We start from the raw sequence: 17,170 nt of genomic DNA, 5'->3' as shown, positions 1-17,170 counted from the left end.
CAGGGTTTTCTGGCCTGTCGGCAACGTGCGCCGACTGCTAGCCTGCTGCGCGACCGTTTGGCTGGCATCTGGCTGCGGTTGCCATCATGGACTAGATTTATTCACCTGCACATCGCACGCGTTGCGATCTCGCCGAGGACTCACGATGACTCTGTGGTCGCATTCCAGCCCCAGCGCAAGCCCGCCCGTGCTGAGGGAACCGGTGGTTTATGTGGTCGACGACGACGCCTCCATGCGTCAGGCTCTCGACGGTTTGCTGCGTTCGATCGGCCTGCAGGTGCAGACCTTCGAAACCTCCCAGGATTTTCTCGCATCGGCCAAACGCGATGTCCCCGGTTGTCTGGTGCTCGATGTGCGCCTGCGGGGTGAAAGCGGCCTGACCTTTCAGGAGCAGATGGAAAAGACCGGCGTGCGCATTCCCATCGTATTCATGACCGGTCATGGCGATATCGCCATGACCGTCAAGGCGATGAAGGCGGGTGCAGTGGACTTTCTCGCCAAGCCGTTTCGCGATCAGGACATGCTCGACGCCGTGGCCAGCGCGCTGGCCCGGGACAGTGCGCGGTTGCTTGCCGAGCAGTCTGGCGCGGTTATGCGTCTGGCTTACGAGACGCTGACCGTGCGTGAGCGTGAGGTGCTGGGGTTTGTCATCGCAGGGCTGATGAACAAGCAGATCGCCGCGCAACTCAACCTCAGCGAAGTGACGGTGAAAGTCCATCGCGGCCAGGTGATGAGAAAACTGTCAGCCCGCTCAGTGGCGGATCTGGTGCGTATAGCCGAAGCCCTGGGCATCGAGCCCGCGCGCCGCAACGGTTGAGCAGCAACCCATTGACGGTGTCGACACATATGGCCAGCAAAAAGCAGATGTTGTGGGACGACGGCGAACGGGTGTTTGCTCGCGAACGCGACCAGAGGGAGGGCCGTCACAGTGTTCTGGTGATGCGCCCGGCCCTCGCTCAGCCGCTGCCTGCGACCCTTGATCGCCTGGCGCATGAATACAGCCTCAAGGACGATCTCAACGCTGAATGGGCGCTGCAACCGCAAGTCCTTGAACGCGCAGGCGCAACGACATGCCTGGTGTTCGACGACCCCGGCGGTGAGCCGCTGTCGCGCTTGCTGACTGCTCCGCTGGACACCGAGACCGCCCTGCTGCTGGCAATCAATATCGCCGTGGCGCTGGGCCGTCTGCACCAGTGCGGTCTGGTGCACAAAGACCTCAAGCCGCAACACATTCTGGTCAATTGCAGCGACGGCCAGGCACGGCTGACCGGCTTCGGTCTCGCCTCACGTCTACCCCGTGAACGGCAGGCGCCGGAGCCACCGGAAACCATCGCCGGCACCCTGGCCTACATGGCGCCTGAACAAACCGGGCGGATGAATCGCTCGATCGATTCGCGCAGTGATCTGTATGCCTTTGGCGTGACCCTTTATCAAATGCTCACCGGTTCGCTGCCGTTCAGCGCCAATGACCCGATGGAGTGGGTGCATTGCCATATCGCGCGGTTGCCGATGCCGGCCTGTCAACGGGTGGCCACCGTGCCGGTGATGCTCTCGCGGGTGGTCATGAAGTTGCTCGCCAAGACCGCTGAAGAGCGCTATCAAACCGCTGCCGGTGTCGAGCATGACCTGCGCCGTTGCCTGGACGACTGGCGACGCGACCGGCACATCGAGACATTCACGCTGAACGAGCAGGGCGCCATCGATCGCCTGCTGATCCCGGAAAAGCTCTACGGTCGCGAGCGCGAAGTGCAAACGCTGATTGATGCGTTCGCCCACATGGTACAAACCCAATCGCCGAAAATGGTGCTGGTCTCCGGTTATTCCGGCATCGGCAAGTCCTCTGTGGTCAACGAGTTGCATAAAGTGCTGGTGCCCTCGCGCGGCTTGTTTGCCTGCGGCAAGTTCGACCAGTACAAGCGCGATATTCCCTATGCGACGCTGGTTCAGGCCTTTCAGGGGCTGGTGCGTACGCTGCTGGGCAAGCGCCGCGAAGTGCTCGTTGAATGGCGCGCGGCGCTGTTGCAGGCACTGTCACCGAACGCGCGTCTGATGACCGAACTGATCCCCGAATTGAAACTGATTATCGGCGAGCCGCCACCGGTGCCGGAACTTGAACCGCAACAAGCTCAGCAGCGGTTCATGCGGGTGCTACAGCGTTTTATCAGCGTCTTCGCCCGACCTGAACACCCGTTAGCGCTGTTCCTCGATGACCTGCAATGGCTGGATGCGGCGACACTGGATCTGCTCGAAGATCTGCTGACCCGCGCGGAGGTTGGCTATCTGCTGCTGGTTGGCGCCTACCGCAATAATGAGGTTGATGCCGACCATCCGCTCAGCGGCAAACTCAAAGCCATTCGCAATGCCGGCGCGCACATCGACGAGATTCGCCTGAACCCGCTCGCCGGTGTGCACATCGAACAACTGATTGCCGAAGCCCTGCGTTGCCCACCCGCGAGCATCGTCACTCTGGCGCGGCTGGTACTGGACAAGACCGGCGGCAATCCGTTTTTCGTTATCCAGTTTCTCCAGGCTCTCGCCGAGGAAGAACTGCTGATTTACGACCATCAGTTCAACCGTTGGCGCTGGGATCTGGAGTTGATCAACGGCAAAGGTTACACCGACAACGTTGTCGATCTGATGGTCGGCAAGCTGGCGCGTTTGCCGTTGGAAACCCGCCAGGCCCTGCAACAACTGGCGTGCCTGGGGAACGTCGCGCGGATCGATACGCTGGCCACTGTCCTCGATCTGTCCACGGCTCGCGTGCACGCGGCGTTGTGGCCGGCGGTGCGCCAGGATCTGGTTGAACGGCTGGACGGCGCCTGTGCGTTTGCACACGACCGTGTGCACGAGGCGGCTTACTCGCTGATTGCCGAAGCCGAGCGCGCGCAGACGCATTTGCGCATCGGCCGGCTGTTGGCGCTGCAAACGCCGGGCGAGGGCCGCGAAGAGGCAATCTTTGAAATTGTCGGCCAGCTCAATCGCGGCGCCAGCCTGATCAGCGCCCGGTCCGAGCGTGAGCAGTTGGCCGAATTCAACCTGCTCGCCGGTCAGCGTGCCAAGGCTTCGACCGCTTACACCTCCGCGCTGACCTATTTGGGCGCGGGCGCGACGGTGCTTGGCGAACAAGGCTATGACAGCCGCCATGAGTTGGCGTTTGCCCTGGAGCTGAACCGCGCCGAGTGCGAATTTCTTACCGGACAATTTGCGCTGGCCGACTCCCGATTGCAGGTTCTGGCCGAGCGCGCGGCAAACACAGTGGAGCGCGCCGCGGTGACGTGTCTGCACATGGATGTCTACCTTTTGCTCGATCGCAGCGACCGCGCGGTTGCCGTCTGCCTGGCCTATCTGCGCCAGGTTGGCATCGACTGGACGGCACATCCGGACGATCAGCAAGTGCGCCGGGAATACCAGCAGATCTGGGTGCAACTGGGCGAACGCAGCATCGAACAACTGATCGACTTGCCGTTGATGGAAGATCCGGCCTCACTGGTGACGCTGGATGCGTTGAGCAAACTGTTCGCTCCGGCGTTGCAGTCAGATGCGAACCTTGCCTGCCTTACCATTTGCAAAGCCGTCAGCCTGAGCCTGCAACAGGGTAATTGCGACGCCTCTTGCGTGCTCTACGCCAACGTTGCCCGTGTCGCCGGGCGGCGCTTCGGCGACTATGCCGCTGGCTACCACTTTGGCCGTTTGGGGTGTGATCTGGTCGACCGCCGCGGCCTGACACGCTACGAGGCGAGCACTTATCTGTGCTTCTCGATCTTCGTGGTGCGCTGGATGCGCCCAGTGCGCGAGTGCCGCGAATTGCTGCGCCGTGCACTTAGCGCCGCGAACCGCATCGGCGATTTGCCCTACGCGGCCTATGCCGGCAACAGCCTGATTTCTGACCTGCTGTTTATTGGCGAGCCGCTGGCGGAGGTGCAGGTTCAGGCCGAGGCGGGGCTGGCCTACGCGCAGAAAATCCGCTTCGGGTTGGTGGTGAGCTTCATGAGTTGCCAACGAGCATTGATCCGCATGCTGCGCGGGCAGACTGTGGAATTTGGCAGTTTCAACGATGAACAATTTGATGAAACGCGCTTCGAGACGAACCTCGCTGCGCCTGATCTGGCGTTGGCCCGTGGCAAATATTGGGTGCGCAAGTTGCAGGCGCGCTATCTGGCCGGGGATTACGCGGCAGCGGCTGAATGCGCGGCCCAGGCCCGGGAATTGATGTGGGTAATTTCTTCGTTTTTCGAGGAGGCCGAATACCACTTCTACGCAGCGCTGACATTGGCTGTTCATGGCGACGCCGATACCGATCCACTGCAACGCTTGGCAGAGCACCACGATCAACTGCAAATCTGGGCACAACAGTGTGCCGAAACCTTCGCCAGTCATGTAGCGCTGGTCGGTGCCGAAATCGCTCGGGTTGCGGGGCAACCGATCGAAGCAGAGTTGCTGTACGAGCGGGCGATTCAATTGGCGGTGGATAGCGGCTTCGTTCACATTGAGGCTTTGGCCAACGAACTGGCGTCGCGTTTCTACGGTGCTCGCGGTCTGGCGAAAATCGCCCGCGTCTACCTGCAAGACGCGCGCTACGGTTACCTGCGTTGGGGGGCCGATGGCAAGGTGCGGCAACTGGAGCGGCGGCACCGTTTTCTGCGCCAGGAAGACGCGCAGCCGAGCGCGACAGCGACCATCATCACCGCCGTTGAGCATCTGGATCTGGCCACAGTGCTCAAGGTGTCCCAGGCCGTGTCTGGCGAAATTGTTCTCGACCGCTTGATTGAAACGGTCATGCGCACCGCCATCGAACAGGCCGGCGCCGAGCAGGGTGTGCTGATTCTCACCGAAGGCGAGACGCCGTATATCGCCGCGCGAACCCGCATTGGCGACAGCAGCACATTACTCTGCAATGAGCCGATCAACGCAACCGCGCTGGCCGAATCGGTGCTCTACCAGACCCTGCGCACCGGCGAAAACCTATGTCTGGACGATGCCGTCGCCGATCCGGCATTCGCCGCTGATCCGTACATGCAACAGCACGGCGTCCGCTCGATCCTGTGCCTGCCATTGATGAATCAAGGTCGGGTCGCTGGGGCGCTGTACCTGGAAAACAATCTGTCGGCCGGCGTGTTCAGCCCGGCGCGCATTGCCGTTTTGCGGCTGGTCGCTTCACAAGCGGCAATCTCGCTGGACAACGCGCGGCTGTATCGCGACGTCGCCGAGCGTGAAGCAAAGATTCGCCGGCTGGTCGACGCCAACATCATCGGCATCATTGTCTGGAGTGTCGAAGGAGAAATCATCGAGGCCAATGACGCTTTCCTGCGCATGGTCGGTTACCAACGCGATGATCTGCTCTCGGGAAACGTGCATTGGCGCGACATGACCCCGCCGGCACGACGCGCCGAAAGCGAAGCGGCGCTGGCGACGGCGATCCGCACCGGGCGCGCCCAGCCGTTCGAGAAGGAATACATCCGCAAGGACGGCAGTCGGCTGCCAGTGATTGTCGGTCTGGCCGCGTTCGAAGCCAGTCAGCAACAGGGCGTGGCATTCGTGCTTGATTTAAGCGAACGCAAACAGGCGGAAGAACAAGTGCGCGAAGGCGAACGCCGGTATCGCGAGGTGCAAGCGGAATTGGCCCACGCCAACCGCGTGGCGACCATGGGCCAACTGGCGGCGTCCATCGCTCACGAAGTCAACCAGCCGATCGCCGCCACCGTGACCAATGCCAACGCCGCGTTGCGCTGGCTCGGCGCACAACCGCCGAACACCGATGAAGTCGAACTGGGGCTCAAGCGCATCATCAACGATGGCAACCGCGCAGCCGACGTGCTCGGTCGCATCCGCGCGCTGATCCGCAAGACACCACCGCAACGGCAAGCGCTGGATCTCAATGCGGTGGTGGATGAGATGGTCGGGTTTACGCGCAGTGAGGCGACTCGATATGGGGTCGTGGTGTCCGTGCAACTGGCCAGCGACTTGCCGGCGGTATTGGCCGACCGGGTTGAGTTGCAACAGGTTCTGCTCAACCTGATCGTCAATGGTTTGGAGGCCATGGCGGTGATGGAGGAGGGCGAGCGTCGGCTGTCTATCACCAGCGATCGTGCCGGTGGAAACGTGCGGATTACCGTCAGCGACTCCGGGCCGGGATTCGCCTGCAATCGGGTGGAGGAGGTCTTCACTGCGTTCTACACCACCAAATCCACCGGGCTGGGGATGGGGCTGTCGATCTGCCGGTCGATCATTGAGGCGCATGGCGGACGCTTGTGGGCGGAGGTGAATGCGCCTTGTGGGGCGCGGGTTGTGTTGGCGTTGCCGATGGGGGAGGGAGAGATGTAGATCTGAAAATCCCATCTGTCTCAAGATCTGATGTTTATGACAGATCAACAGCAGAGAAATAGTTGGGGTTCGATTATCGTCATGCTGGTGCACAGCAGGACTTCAACGGAATAAATTCCTGGAGGAGCAGCTCCGAAGGCGAGACTGTCAGTCTTACTGTCAATGCGTATGCATACTCGCCTTCCGTTCTACAGGTCATCCAGGAAAAGGACGGTGGCTCCGCTAGCTCTGGATGAGCGGTGCGGAACATTGGATTGCGGTGCCGTGGCATGGCGCGCTTAGAGCTCCGGGGGGAGAATCCCACCCGATCAATGCACCGCCGCGCGCAGTTACGATTGTATGCTCACAAGTCGCCAAAATATCGCCTCTGGGAATACGGTCGCCGGGAGTTATCAAATTCCAGTAATAGTGATCCCAGTCCGCATGGTTGTGAAGTGTCACACCTTGCGATGTCGGATGCCGGACTGCCGCTTTGCCGTGTTTGTTTCCCGGGCCGAACGAGTATGCCAGCCGCTTGTAATTCACGTTGCTTGGTGGTTTAGGGATGGGGCTCTTGCTGTCCAGATCGGCGCCATGATGCGGTGCAACCATACCCACGGGTGGTAACGGGCTCAGTTGTTTAACGAAGTGCAGATAGTCGCAATCACCAGTAAGCAGCCAGCTTCTTGCAGGGATATTGTCAGGCTCTTCCACTGCCATGACGATCCCGGTGCCATTGCGGTCTCTGCCTTGACCGCACATAAATCTGATACGCCGTTGTTTCGATAGCTTGGCGTTACCGATCTGCCCGGGAAGCGGGGAGTAGATGAGAAATTCTCCACCGTTATTGATGACGTCGTGGGCAAACGCGATGTGCAGAGGACCGACCTCTTGAAGTGGTGCAATCCACTTGCGCTTGAGCGCGGGATAATTGTTGTTGATGTTAAGCGCGTAGGCTCCAGCCCAATGATCGGCGTCCCAATGGGAAAGTATGATCGACGGCGATTGGGTGAAACAAAACGCTAGCGGGTGAGGCGTTGTGTGCTTGTTTCTGTAAACGCCAGCGCCAAGGTCGTAATAGTGTGTCGGTAACCCAACAGGGAACTGTTCAGTCGACATCAGCGCATTTGCATTGCCTTGTCCCACGTCATACACCGCTAAAAGGTCGGCAGTGGCGCTGGAAAGCTCAATTTCCATCTGGCCCGTGGAGATGGTCGGCAGACGGTTGAGGGAAAAAACGGTGGACAGGGATTTATTCTTTCGCGCTTTTGGCATTTTTCCCTTTATATATACTTGGACGGGGTTAGCGAAGAGTCCGGGATAAAGCTGTGCCACTTCGAGTCCCTGTCCGCGCTGATTGTAAATTTCCAGCTCAAACCACAGCCTCTCAATATCTCCCGCTGCGTTGCGTAGGGCGCGTAGATCATTTGTCGAGGGGAGTGGTGGTAATCCAAAAAATCCACGTCCGTCAGACAGTTCGAATTCCAACCGATACATTGGCATGGCTTCGAAAGGATTGGGGGCTTGGTGCAAAGGAAGTTGTTTCCAGTTACTCCACGCCTTTGCAACCTCGTTGGGTTGCTCGACATTGAGTAACGGGTTTTTTTGTCCTTCCTGGTCCAGCCATTCTCCATCGACCAAGTCGAATGCCAGCAGGACAGAGTTGGTACCCGAGATGACCTCGAGGTGATCGAAGCGGGCGTATGCACGAGTGGGAAGCCTGGTAACTGGATAATCTTCGTTGGGAGGGGTAGGGCGAAAATGATTGTTCATTGTTACGGTCCTTTGGATTCCGCGACAGACATGTCATATGTCTGAATGGTTTCTACTCTTGCAATGCGCTATTGGCGTTCCTGAAATACATGCTGTAAGTGAGCAGAATCTGATTTCCAAATACGTTCTGCCTCTTGAAATTTTTCCACTCGGCCTCAAGCGGAGACTGGATATCTAACCACAAGTCCCATTCGTTACGGGCGTTTCCTCGAACACGCGACAAACTACGCAGCAGGCATCGTAAAGCAGCCTTTGTTACGCTGGCACCTCAATTGCTTCAGGACCTCCGGCACATGGAAATTGCCCCGAATTTCATCATTCATGAAACCGAACACTGGATCATCAATCACCATCTGGCGAGCACGCTTCCCGGCTATCTGATGCTGGGAACAAAGGTCGAAACCACATCGCTGGCCGAGTTGTCATCCGATGCCTTGAGCGAGTTGGGCGGTTTGCTTGCCAAAACCCAGCAAGTCATCGAGCGACAACTCACGCCAAAACACCTCTACATCGGTCGCTACGGGCATCAGCCGGGTTTACCGATCCACTTCCATTTCATTCCGGTTTATCACTGGGTCGAAGCGCTGTTCTGGCAGGACACGCGATATCGACTCCTCGAAACGTTTGCCCACGCTGAAGGTGCTGCATCAGCGACTGACGGTGCAGAGCTGACGTTATTCGTCTGGCGGGAGTTTGGTGAAAACCCGATACCACCGGAGGCGCACGGCCCTTCCATTGAAGAAGTGATCAAACATTTGCGTATTGCGTTTGGCTGATTGTTGGAACAAGGCGCAACTAACCCGCAAACTATTCTGCGACTTCTCGCTGACTGGTTGGTGTCGATCCAGACCGTTCGGTCTTTGCATGTCGATATCAGACACAACCATGGCGCAATCAGGCTATTGAGTGGTCCGGCAGGCCGGGTAAGGTGATGCGTCTTCACATCAAATAACCCCATCCAGATCATGGGGTTGATAAGAACTGCGGCGGTTGGACGGGCTTCTTTCGGGAGGTTCAGCAGGCAACGATCGTGCTCGTTTGCCCAGTCAACTTGCTTGAATGTCGATCAGCAGAGAATAAAAAAACCAATGATCAGCCCGAACTCCATGGATTCGAGTAGCCAATTGGCGCAGGGCTTCAAGCCTCGTCACGTCACTATGCTGTCCATCGCCGGGATTATCGGCGCCGGATTGTTCGTAGGTTCAGGGCACGCCATTGCAGCGGCGGGGCCGGCGGTTCTGCTGGCTTATCTGTTCTCGGGTCTGCTCGTCGTGCTGGTCATGCGCATGCTCGGCGAAATGGCGGTCGCCAATCCGGACACCGGTTCGTTTTCCACTTATGCCGACCAGGCTATCGGACGCTGGGCCGGCTTCACCATTGGCTGGCTTTACTGGTGGTTCTGGGTTCTGGTCATTCCTATCGAAGCGCTCGCCGCCGGGCATGTGTTGAACCAATGGTTTCCGCAGGTCGATGCCTGGCTGTTCGCCTTGGGCTCGATCATTGCGCTGGTGGTGACCAACCTGTTCAGCGTGTCCAAGTACGGTGAGTTCGAATTCTGGTTCGCCATGGCCAAGGTTGTGGCGATCATCGGTTTTATCGGTGTCGGTTTTGCTGTGTTGATGGGCTGGGTGCCCGATCGCGAAGTCAGCGGCTTGACCGGGTTGATGGCCGAACATGGCGGATTTGCGCCTAACGGTTTGTCGGCGGTTGTCGGCGCGTTCATCACCATCATGTTCAGTTTCATTGGCACTGAAGCGGTGACCATCGCCGCCGCTGAATCGAACGATCCGTCGCGAAACATTGCCAAGGCCACGCGCTCGGTGATCTGGCGCATCGGCGTGTTTTACCTGCTGTCGATCTTCGTGGTGATCTCCGTGGTGCCCTGGAATGATCCGTTGCTGGCCTCGGTCGGGTCTTATCAGCGCGCCCTGGAAATCATGAACATTCCCCATGCCAAGTTCATGGTCGACGTCGTCGTCCTGATCGCCGTGGCCAGTTGCATGAACTCCTCGATCTACATTGCCTCGCGCATGCTGTTCTCGCTGGGCCGGCGCGGCGATGCGCCGAAAATGCTGAAGGCGACCTCCTCGGCAGGCGTGCCCCGCGCAGCAGTGATTGCCAGTACCGTGCTCGGCGCGTTGATCACCGTGTGGAGCTACTTCATGCCCGCCGGGCTGTTTCAATTCCTGCTGGCCAGCTCCGGCGCGATTGCCTTGCTGGTGTACCTGGCCATCGCAGTGTCGCAGTTGCGCATGCGCCGGATTTTGCGTCAGCGCAACGTTGAACTGACGTTTCGCATGTGGCTGTTTCCGTGGCTGACCTGGCTGGTGATCGTGTTCATCTGCGCCGCGCTGGCGGTGATGATGATCACCCCGGAGCACCGCACCGAAGTCACCACCACCATTGGCCTGGCGCTGGGGATTTCCTTTATCGGCCTGGTGACTTCGCGTCATCCTGCGCCGGCGGCAAGGGTCACGTCGGCGGGTTAGGCGTTGGCGTCGAACCTGAGACTCCCTTCGCTAAGGTCGGAGGGGCAGGGTGCACGCTTTATCACTGCAAATTCCGCATCCGTATAGTTCTTGCCCCGTTACGCGATTGCCCATAAACCCTCCAACTGAATCGAAGTATTCAGGTCAATGACGCCGGTGAGTCGCCGGCACACGGAGGGACCATGGACGCCACCGCAATTCCCGAAGGATTCACCCCATTTACCCGCAGCAGTCCGTTGCTTGATTTGCTGGGCCCGATCTACGCGAGGGGCAGCGGCCTGCAACTGGAACTGGGATTGCTGACCGACTCCCGCCATGCCAATGGCCGGGGTACCTTGCATGGCGGTGTACTGGCAACGTTGGCCGATGTCGGTATGGGTTACGCCATGGCCTTTTCCAGCGACCCTCCGCAGCCATTGATCACCGCGAGCATGACCCTGGATTATCTCGGTGCCGTAAAAATGAACGAGTGGCTGGAAGTGCGCCTCGAGTACTCGAAAAAAGGACGCCAACTGGCGTTTGCCGCTGTCAGCCTGCATGTCGGGGAGAGAACGGTGGCGCGGGCCAGTGCGGTGTTTGCTGTGCCAATGGGTTGAAAAGGCATGGCCATCAAGGCGTTGGTCCGCAGACCACATCATGCTGCTGATTGAGTGAGTGTTGCCCCGTTGAATGACGGCTTGTAGCCGGTAGTGGCTTGCTAACGACTGCTTTCGGCCAAGCGCAGACATTCGATTTAGTGTTTCTTCGAACCAACCTGCCGATCTTCACCTAGCGATTGCAGCTTTTCTAGCTACGCTTGCCAGCAAGAGATTGGCGTAAGTGCGCCTGCTCTTGAATTGCGCACACGGGAGCCAACATACATGGATAGCATGCAGGACGTTTACCCATCAGCTACCGTTCTGGTGGTCGACGATACACCCGATAACCTGATGCTGATCGCCGAGTTGCTCAAGGACAAATATCGGGTCAAGGCCGCCAACAGCGGCGAAAAGGCCCTGCGCCTGCTACAGGCAGACCCGCTTCCCGACCTGATCCTGCTGGACATCATGATGCCGGGCCTGTCCGGTTATGACGTTGCCGAGCAGCTCAAGCTTGACGCTCGCATTCGCCATATCCCGATCATTTTCCTGACCTCGATGACCGCTACGGAGGACGAGATTCGCGGCTTGAGCCTGGGCGCTGCGGATTACATCACCAAGCCGATCATTCCCCCGGTTCTAATGGCCAGGGTCGAGACTCAGATCAAGCTCAAGGCCGTTGCCGATTTCCTGCGCAATCAGAACGATTTTCTGGAGCAGGAAGTGCAACGGCGTACCCGCGAGGTGATCGCCATCCAGGATGTCACGATCCACGCCATGGCTTCGCTGGCCGAAACCCGTGATAACGAAACCGGCAACCACATTCGCCGCACCCAACACTACATCAAACGCCTGGCTGAACTGTTGCGCAATCACCCGCGCTTCCGGGACTTCCTCGACGAGGACACGATCAAACTGCTCTTCAAATCGGCACCGCTGCACGATATCGGCAAGATTGGCATTCCTGATCGCATCCTGCTGAAACCGGGGCGGCTGACCGCCGAAGAGTTCGAGATCATGAAAACCCACACCACATTGGGACGCGACGCCATCCAGCACGCCGAGGATCAGTTGGGAATAAACGTCGACTTCCTTCATCTGGCCAAGGAAATTGCCTACGGCCACCAGGAAAAGTGGGATGGCAGTGGCTATCCGCAAGGTGTGGCCACTGACGACATCCCGATCAGCGCCCGATTGATGGCCGTGGCGGATGTCTACGATGCGCTGATCAGTCGCCGCGTGTACAAGCCCGGCATGCCCCACGAGCAGGCGGTGAAAATCATCCGCGAAGGCCGGGGCTCGCATTTTGATCCGGACATCTGTGACGCGTTTCTCGCCAATGCCGAGCAGTTCCGCGCAATTGCCGAGCGATTTGCCGACAGCGACCAGGACATGGCCAGGCAGTTAGCCCTGCTTGAACAAATTGCTGATCGTCCCTGAGCCCCGCGCATCACTCTGCACATCCAGTTGAAAGAGGCCGTTTATGAACAGACTGTTCGAGATGCTCGAGCGCCTGTCCCTGCGCAGCAAATTGATCATCGGCTTCGCGGCGTTGATGACATTGATCCTGATACTCGGCGTGCAAAGCCTGCGCACCCAGTATTCGCTCAGAAACGAAATGCAGCAGTTGTACCAACAGGATCTGGTGGGTATCCAGCATGTGCAGGAGGTTCGGGTGCAGTTGCCGCATCTGTTGCTCGCCATGCAACGTGCAATCGCTACCAACAACGCGGACATCCGTATCAGCGCCAGAGCCCAGATGGATGTCGCCCAGGCGCGACTCCATGAAGCGCTGGAGCAGGTTCGTCCAACTCTGCGCAGACAGAGCAGCATCAGCAGCCTGTTGGAATTCGAACGGGTATTACAGCGTCTGCAAAAAGATGGCGATGAAGCGTTGGAGTTCGCCGGCAAGGGTTCCTTGGGTCAGGCCTTGATGTTGCTCAACAGTAAGGATTTTCTTGCGTTGGAACAGGGCGGCGACGGGCTGCTCAACCAGATCGAGAAAAACAAGGAAGCCGACATCCACGATACGGCGAAGAACCTCGCAGAGTACGCCCAGCGCAGCAGCATGATCACCTATGTCTTGCTGTTGGGCGGTTCAACGTTGGCTTTGCTGTTGACCTGGCTGGTCAGTTATTCCATTCGTGTGCCGCTCAACCGCGTCCGCGTGGCGGTTGATGAATTGGCGTCGGGCAAGCTGGACGGCCAGATCCCGCACACCGACCTGCGCAACGAAACCGGCGACCTGGCGCGGGCCATTGCCACGCTGCAAGTGGAGGCTTGTCAACTTGAACGCCAGCGTTGGGTGAAAGGCCATGCCTCGCTCCTGCAAGTGGATTTGCAACAGGCTGAGACGCCACAGCAGTTGGCCCAGGCTTTTTTCAGCCGCATCGCGCCCCGTTTGGGCATGTGCCAGGGGGCGCTTTACGTGCTCTATGAGGGCGCGTCGCGCCTGCAATTAGTCGGCGGTTATGCGGTGGACAGTGAGCACCCGTTGCCCGCCGAGCTTGAACTCGGTGAGGGGTTGCTTGGCCAGTGCGCACTGGATCGCCAACCCCGTCAGCTTGAGGATCTGCCCGAATCGTTCTGGCATGTGCGCGCGCAGTTGGGCGCAGCAGCCGCCAGCCATCTGATGGTGCAGCCGGTGCTGCGTGGCGAGCGCCTGCTCGGGGTTGTGGAAATGGCTGGCTTTCACTCGCTGGAGGAGAAAGAGGCGTTGCTCTTGCAAGAAGTCCTGCCGAGGCTGGCCGGTGCAATGGCCATTATGGAACGCAGCGAGGCAGCCCAGGCGCTGCTGCAGGAAACACGGCGCCAGGCTGACGAAATGGGCGCGCAAACCTTGCTGCTGGAACACCAGGCCAGAGAGCTGGAGGCCCAGCAGGCCGAACTGCGCGCCACCGAGGCCTGGTACCGCGGCATCATCGAGGCAGCCCCGGACGGCATGCTGGTGCTGGGAGCCGACGGCCGCATCCTGATGACCAACCCGCAAATGGACACCTTGTTTGGTTACGCCCCCGGCGAGCTGATTGGCGCCAGTATCGAGCGTCTGGTACCGCAGGCTGCTCGCGAGCGGCATGTCAGGTTACGCGACGGCTTCATTGCCAGCGGCGGAACCCGGCAGATGGGCGGCGATCTGGACGATTTGAGCGGAGTACGCAAAGACGGCAGCCTGTTCTCCGTGGAAATCGGCCTTTCCCATTTGCCCCGCCTCGAGGGTCGTGGCGTCTGTGTGTGCGCCTCGGTGCGCGATGTCAGTGAGCGCCGGGCGATGGAAGCCAGGCTGCGAACTGCCAGCGATCGCCTGAACCTGGCACAAGAGGCCGGTGACATCGGGTTGTTCGACGTCGATCTGGTCAGCGGCACCAACTATTGGACTCCTCAGCTTGAAACGCTGTTCGGACTTGAGGCTGGCGGCTTCGGTGGCTCGTTGGTGCACTGGAAAGCGCTGGTGCATCCCGAGGATGTGGCGCGAGTCAGCAGCACGTTCGAGAACGCCGTTCAGAGTGGCGATGATCGCGTCGAGTTCGACTTCCGGATCGTGCGTAAAAACGATGGGCAGGTGCGCACGTTCCGCTCGCTGAATCGCTTCTCACGCACGCCTGACGGCAAGCCATTGCGCGCAACCGGCATCAACATCGACGTCACCGCGCTGGCAGAGGCAAGGGCTGCGGCGGAAGAGGCCACGCTGGCCAAGAGCGAGTTCCTCGCCAACATGAGCCATGAGATCCGAACACCGATGAACGCCATCATCGGCATGAGCCACTTGGCGCTGCGTACAGAACTGGATAAACGCCAGCGCAACTACATTGAAAAGGTCCACCGATCAGCGGAGAACCTGCTGGGAATCATCAACGACATCCTCGACTTCTCCAAGATCGAGGCCGGCAGGATGAGCCTCGAACACGTGCCTTTCCGCCTGGAGGACGTATTCGACAGTTTCACCTCGATGATTGGCCTGAAGACCGAGGACAAAGGCCTTGAGTTGTTGTTCCAGATCCCGCCCGACTTGCCCACGGCACTGCTGGGTGATCCTCTGCGGTTGGGGCAAGTGCTGATCAACCTGGGCAACAACGCAGCCAAATTCACCGAGCACGGCGAAATCGTGGTCGGAGTGGAAGAAGTGGGGGCGCACACGGACAGTGTGCAACTGCATTTCTGGGTGCGCGACACAGGCATTGGCATGACCGTCGAGCAGTGTTCACGCCTGTTTCAGTCATTCAGCCAGGCGGACAGTTCGATCACCCGCAAATACGGTGGCACCGGGTTGGGGCTGTCTATCTCGAAGAAACTGGTGGAGCTGATGGCCGGCCGAATCTGGGTCGAAAGTGAACCGGGGATCGGCTCTACATTCCATTTCCAGGTGCAACTCGGCGTGCAGCAAAACGTGCAGCCGCGCCGTATGTTCAAGGCCGGCGAACTGCTTGGTATGCGGGTACTGGTCGTGGATGACAACACCAGTGCCCGTGAAATTCTCTCGGGTATGGCGCGCAGCTTTGGCCTGGAAGTGGATGTCGCGCAGAGCGGTAGTCTGGCGCTGCGCATGTTGGCCGACGCCGAGCACAAGGTATTGCCTTACGATCTGGTCTTGATGGACTGGCGAATGCCCGGCATGGATGGCATGGAAGCCGTAAGCAGAATGCATTCCGCCAGTCTGATGCGCACACCATCGGTCATCATGGTGACCGCTTTTGGCCGTGAGGAAGCTCGCGAAGAAGCCGAACGCCAGGGCCTCCAGTTGCCGGTGATACTGACCAAACCCGTCACGCCGTCCTCGTTACTCGAAGCCATCGGTGTCGTGCTGGGCAGAGACACGCACAGCGATACTCGGGCTGGCGAACGCTCCCAACAGAATGCCAGTACCGTAGCCAGTCTCAATGGCGCGCGGCTGCTTCTGGTCGAAGATAACGAGCTGAATCAGGAATTGGCCAGCGAGCTGCTGGAAAGTGTCGGAATACGCTTGCGACTCGCCACGCACGGCCAAGAGGCCTTGGATATCCTCGGCGAGGATGACGACTTCGATGGCGTGCTGATGGATTGCCAGATGCCAGTGATGGATGGCTACACGGCCACCCGGCAAATTCGCCAGCAACCGCGCTTCAGCACGCTTCCGGTGATCGCTATGACCGCCAATGCCATGGACGGTGACCGCGAGCGAGCGCTCGAATGCGGCATGAACGACCATATCTCCAAGCCACTGAATGTCGAAACGATGTTCGCGACAATGGCAAAGTGGATTAAACCAAGAGCCGCTCAAGCACCGCTGAACGCAGGCTTCGCCGATGGCTTGCCAGATCGTCTTGAGGGCATTGATCTGGCGGCGGGTCTCGCCACCTGCATGGGGCGGCGGGATCTCTACTTACGTCTGCTCTGCAAGTTTCGCGATACTCAGACAGACTTTGCCGAGCAATTCCAGGCCGCACGAATCGATCCGGATCCTGCTGCCGCCGGGCGGCTGGCGCACAGTTTGCGCGGCACCGCCGGCAACATCGGCGCCAAGGCCGTGGCGCAGGCTTGCACGTTGTTAGAACAGGCCTGCCAGAACGGCGAGCCGGCTACGGTAGTGCAAGCGCTAGCGATGCAGGTCGAGCATTGCTTGCTCCCGACCCTGGCGGCTCTGGCCGACCTTAAGGCAAACACACCGGCCTCCATGGATGGCTACCCGCTGGACGACTCGGCAATCAGCGAGCAACTGAACAGGCTTATTGTTCTTTTGGAAGAAGGTGATACGGCGGCTTCGGACGTGCTGGTGGCACTGCGCAATATGCCACTCGATCGAGCGTTGGCAGAACGGCTGGCACTCGCCGCGGCGCAGGTGGAACTGTTCGACTTTGATCGCGCCTTGCAGCTCATTCAGGATAAATTCCACTGATACAAGGCAGGCAGTCCATATCTTGTATCACTCTGATTAAGGTGCGCAGTGTTGCTGATGGATCGAGTGTGATCGACATTGCATGGCTTTGCAGATCATCCCCCGCATGAACGCTATCTCGATCAATGGGAATTACCAACATGACGGCTCCTTTTTAGGGT

Annotated in this window: 9 protein-coding genes; 7 read left to right on the top strand and 2 right to left on the bottom strand. The window is 59.1% G+C overall.

Annotated features, from left to right (window positions below; translation table 11 throughout):
* Window positions 1–145: 145 nt before the first annotated feature.
* Both PspS49_RS16765 and PspS49_RS16760 read left to right on the top strand, forming a co-directional pair.
* Window positions 146–817, top strand: a complete 672-nt coding sequence (locus PspS49_RS16765) for a response regulator transcription factor (RefSeq protein WP_160040553.1) — start codon at window positions 146–148, stop codon at window positions 815–817.
* 29 nt (window positions 818–846) lie between these two features.
* Window positions 847–6,321, top strand: coding sequence for an ATP-binding sensor histidine kinase (locus PspS49_RS16760; protein WP_160040550.1), 5,475 nt, complete (start codon window positions 847–849; stop codon window positions 6,319–6,321).
* 222 nt (window positions 6,322–6,543) lie between these two features.
* On the opposite strand, the gene PspS49_RS16755 is transcribed toward PspS49_RS16760, so the two are convergent.
* The gene (locus PspS49_RS16755) at window positions 6,544–8,073 is read right to left on the bottom strand and encodes a hypothetical protein (protein ID WP_160040547.1); all 1,530 of its coding nucleotides are present in this window, start codon (window positions 8,071–8,073) and stop codon (window positions 6,544–6,546) included.
* A gap of 293 nt (window positions 8,074–8,366) precedes the next feature.
* Between PspS49_RS16755 and PspS49_RS16750 the strand changes: the two genes are divergently transcribed.
* The 5 genes from PspS49_RS16750 (at window position 8,367) to PspS49_RS16730 (ending at window position 17,009) form a co-directional block, all read left to right on the top strand.
* On the top strand, window positions 8,367–8,849 hold the full coding sequence (locus PspS49_RS16750; protein WP_160040544.1) for an HIT family protein: 483 nt from the start codon (window positions 8,367–8,369) through the stop codon (window positions 8,847–8,849).
* Between the two features lie 312 nt (window positions 8,850–9,161).
* Window positions 9,162–10,562: a GABA permease gene (gabP, locus tag PspS49_RS16745; protein ID WP_160040541.1), complete on the top strand. Its 1,401-nt coding sequence runs from the start codon at window positions 9,162–9,164 to the stop codon at window positions 10,560–10,562.
* A 182-nt stretch (window positions 10,563–10,744) separates the two neighbouring features.
* Window positions 10,745–11,158, top strand: coding sequence for a PaaI family thioesterase (locus PspS49_RS16740; protein ID WP_064118477.1), 414 nt, complete (start codon window positions 10,745–10,747; stop codon window positions 11,156–11,158).
* Between the two features lie 264 nt (window positions 11,159–11,422).
* Window positions 11,423–12,580 (top strand): two-component system response regulator, encoded by a 1,158-nt coding sequence (locus tag PspS49_RS16735; RefSeq protein WP_160040538.1) that lies wholly within the window; start codon window positions 11,423–11,425, stop codon window positions 12,578–12,580.
* A 43-nt stretch (window positions 12,581–12,623) separates the two neighbouring features.
* The gene (locus PspS49_RS16730) at window positions 12,624–17,009 is read left to right on the top strand and encodes a response regulator (protein WP_160040535.1); all 4,386 of its coding nucleotides are present in this window, start codon (window positions 12,624–12,626) and stop codon (window positions 17,007–17,009) included.
* On the opposite strand, the gene PspS49_RS16725 is transcribed toward PspS49_RS16730, so the two are convergent.
* Window positions 16,987–17,151, bottom strand: a complete 165-nt coding sequence (locus tag PspS49_RS16725; RefSeq protein ID WP_160040532.1) for a hypothetical protein — start codon at window positions 17,149–17,151, stop codon at window positions 16,987–16,989. The genes PspS49_RS16730 and PspS49_RS16725 overlap by 23 nt on opposite strands.
* Between the last annotated feature and the right edge of the window lie 19 nt (window positions 17,152–17,170).

It is taken from the genome of Pseudomonas sp. S49 (assembly GCF_009866785.1).
GTDB lineage: Bacteria > Pseudomonadota > Gammaproteobacteria > Pseudomonadales > Pseudomonadaceae > Aquipseudomonas.
The sequence above is the reverse complement of the archived record's forward strand: the minus strand, read 5'-3'. Positions and strand labels throughout refer to the sequence as shown.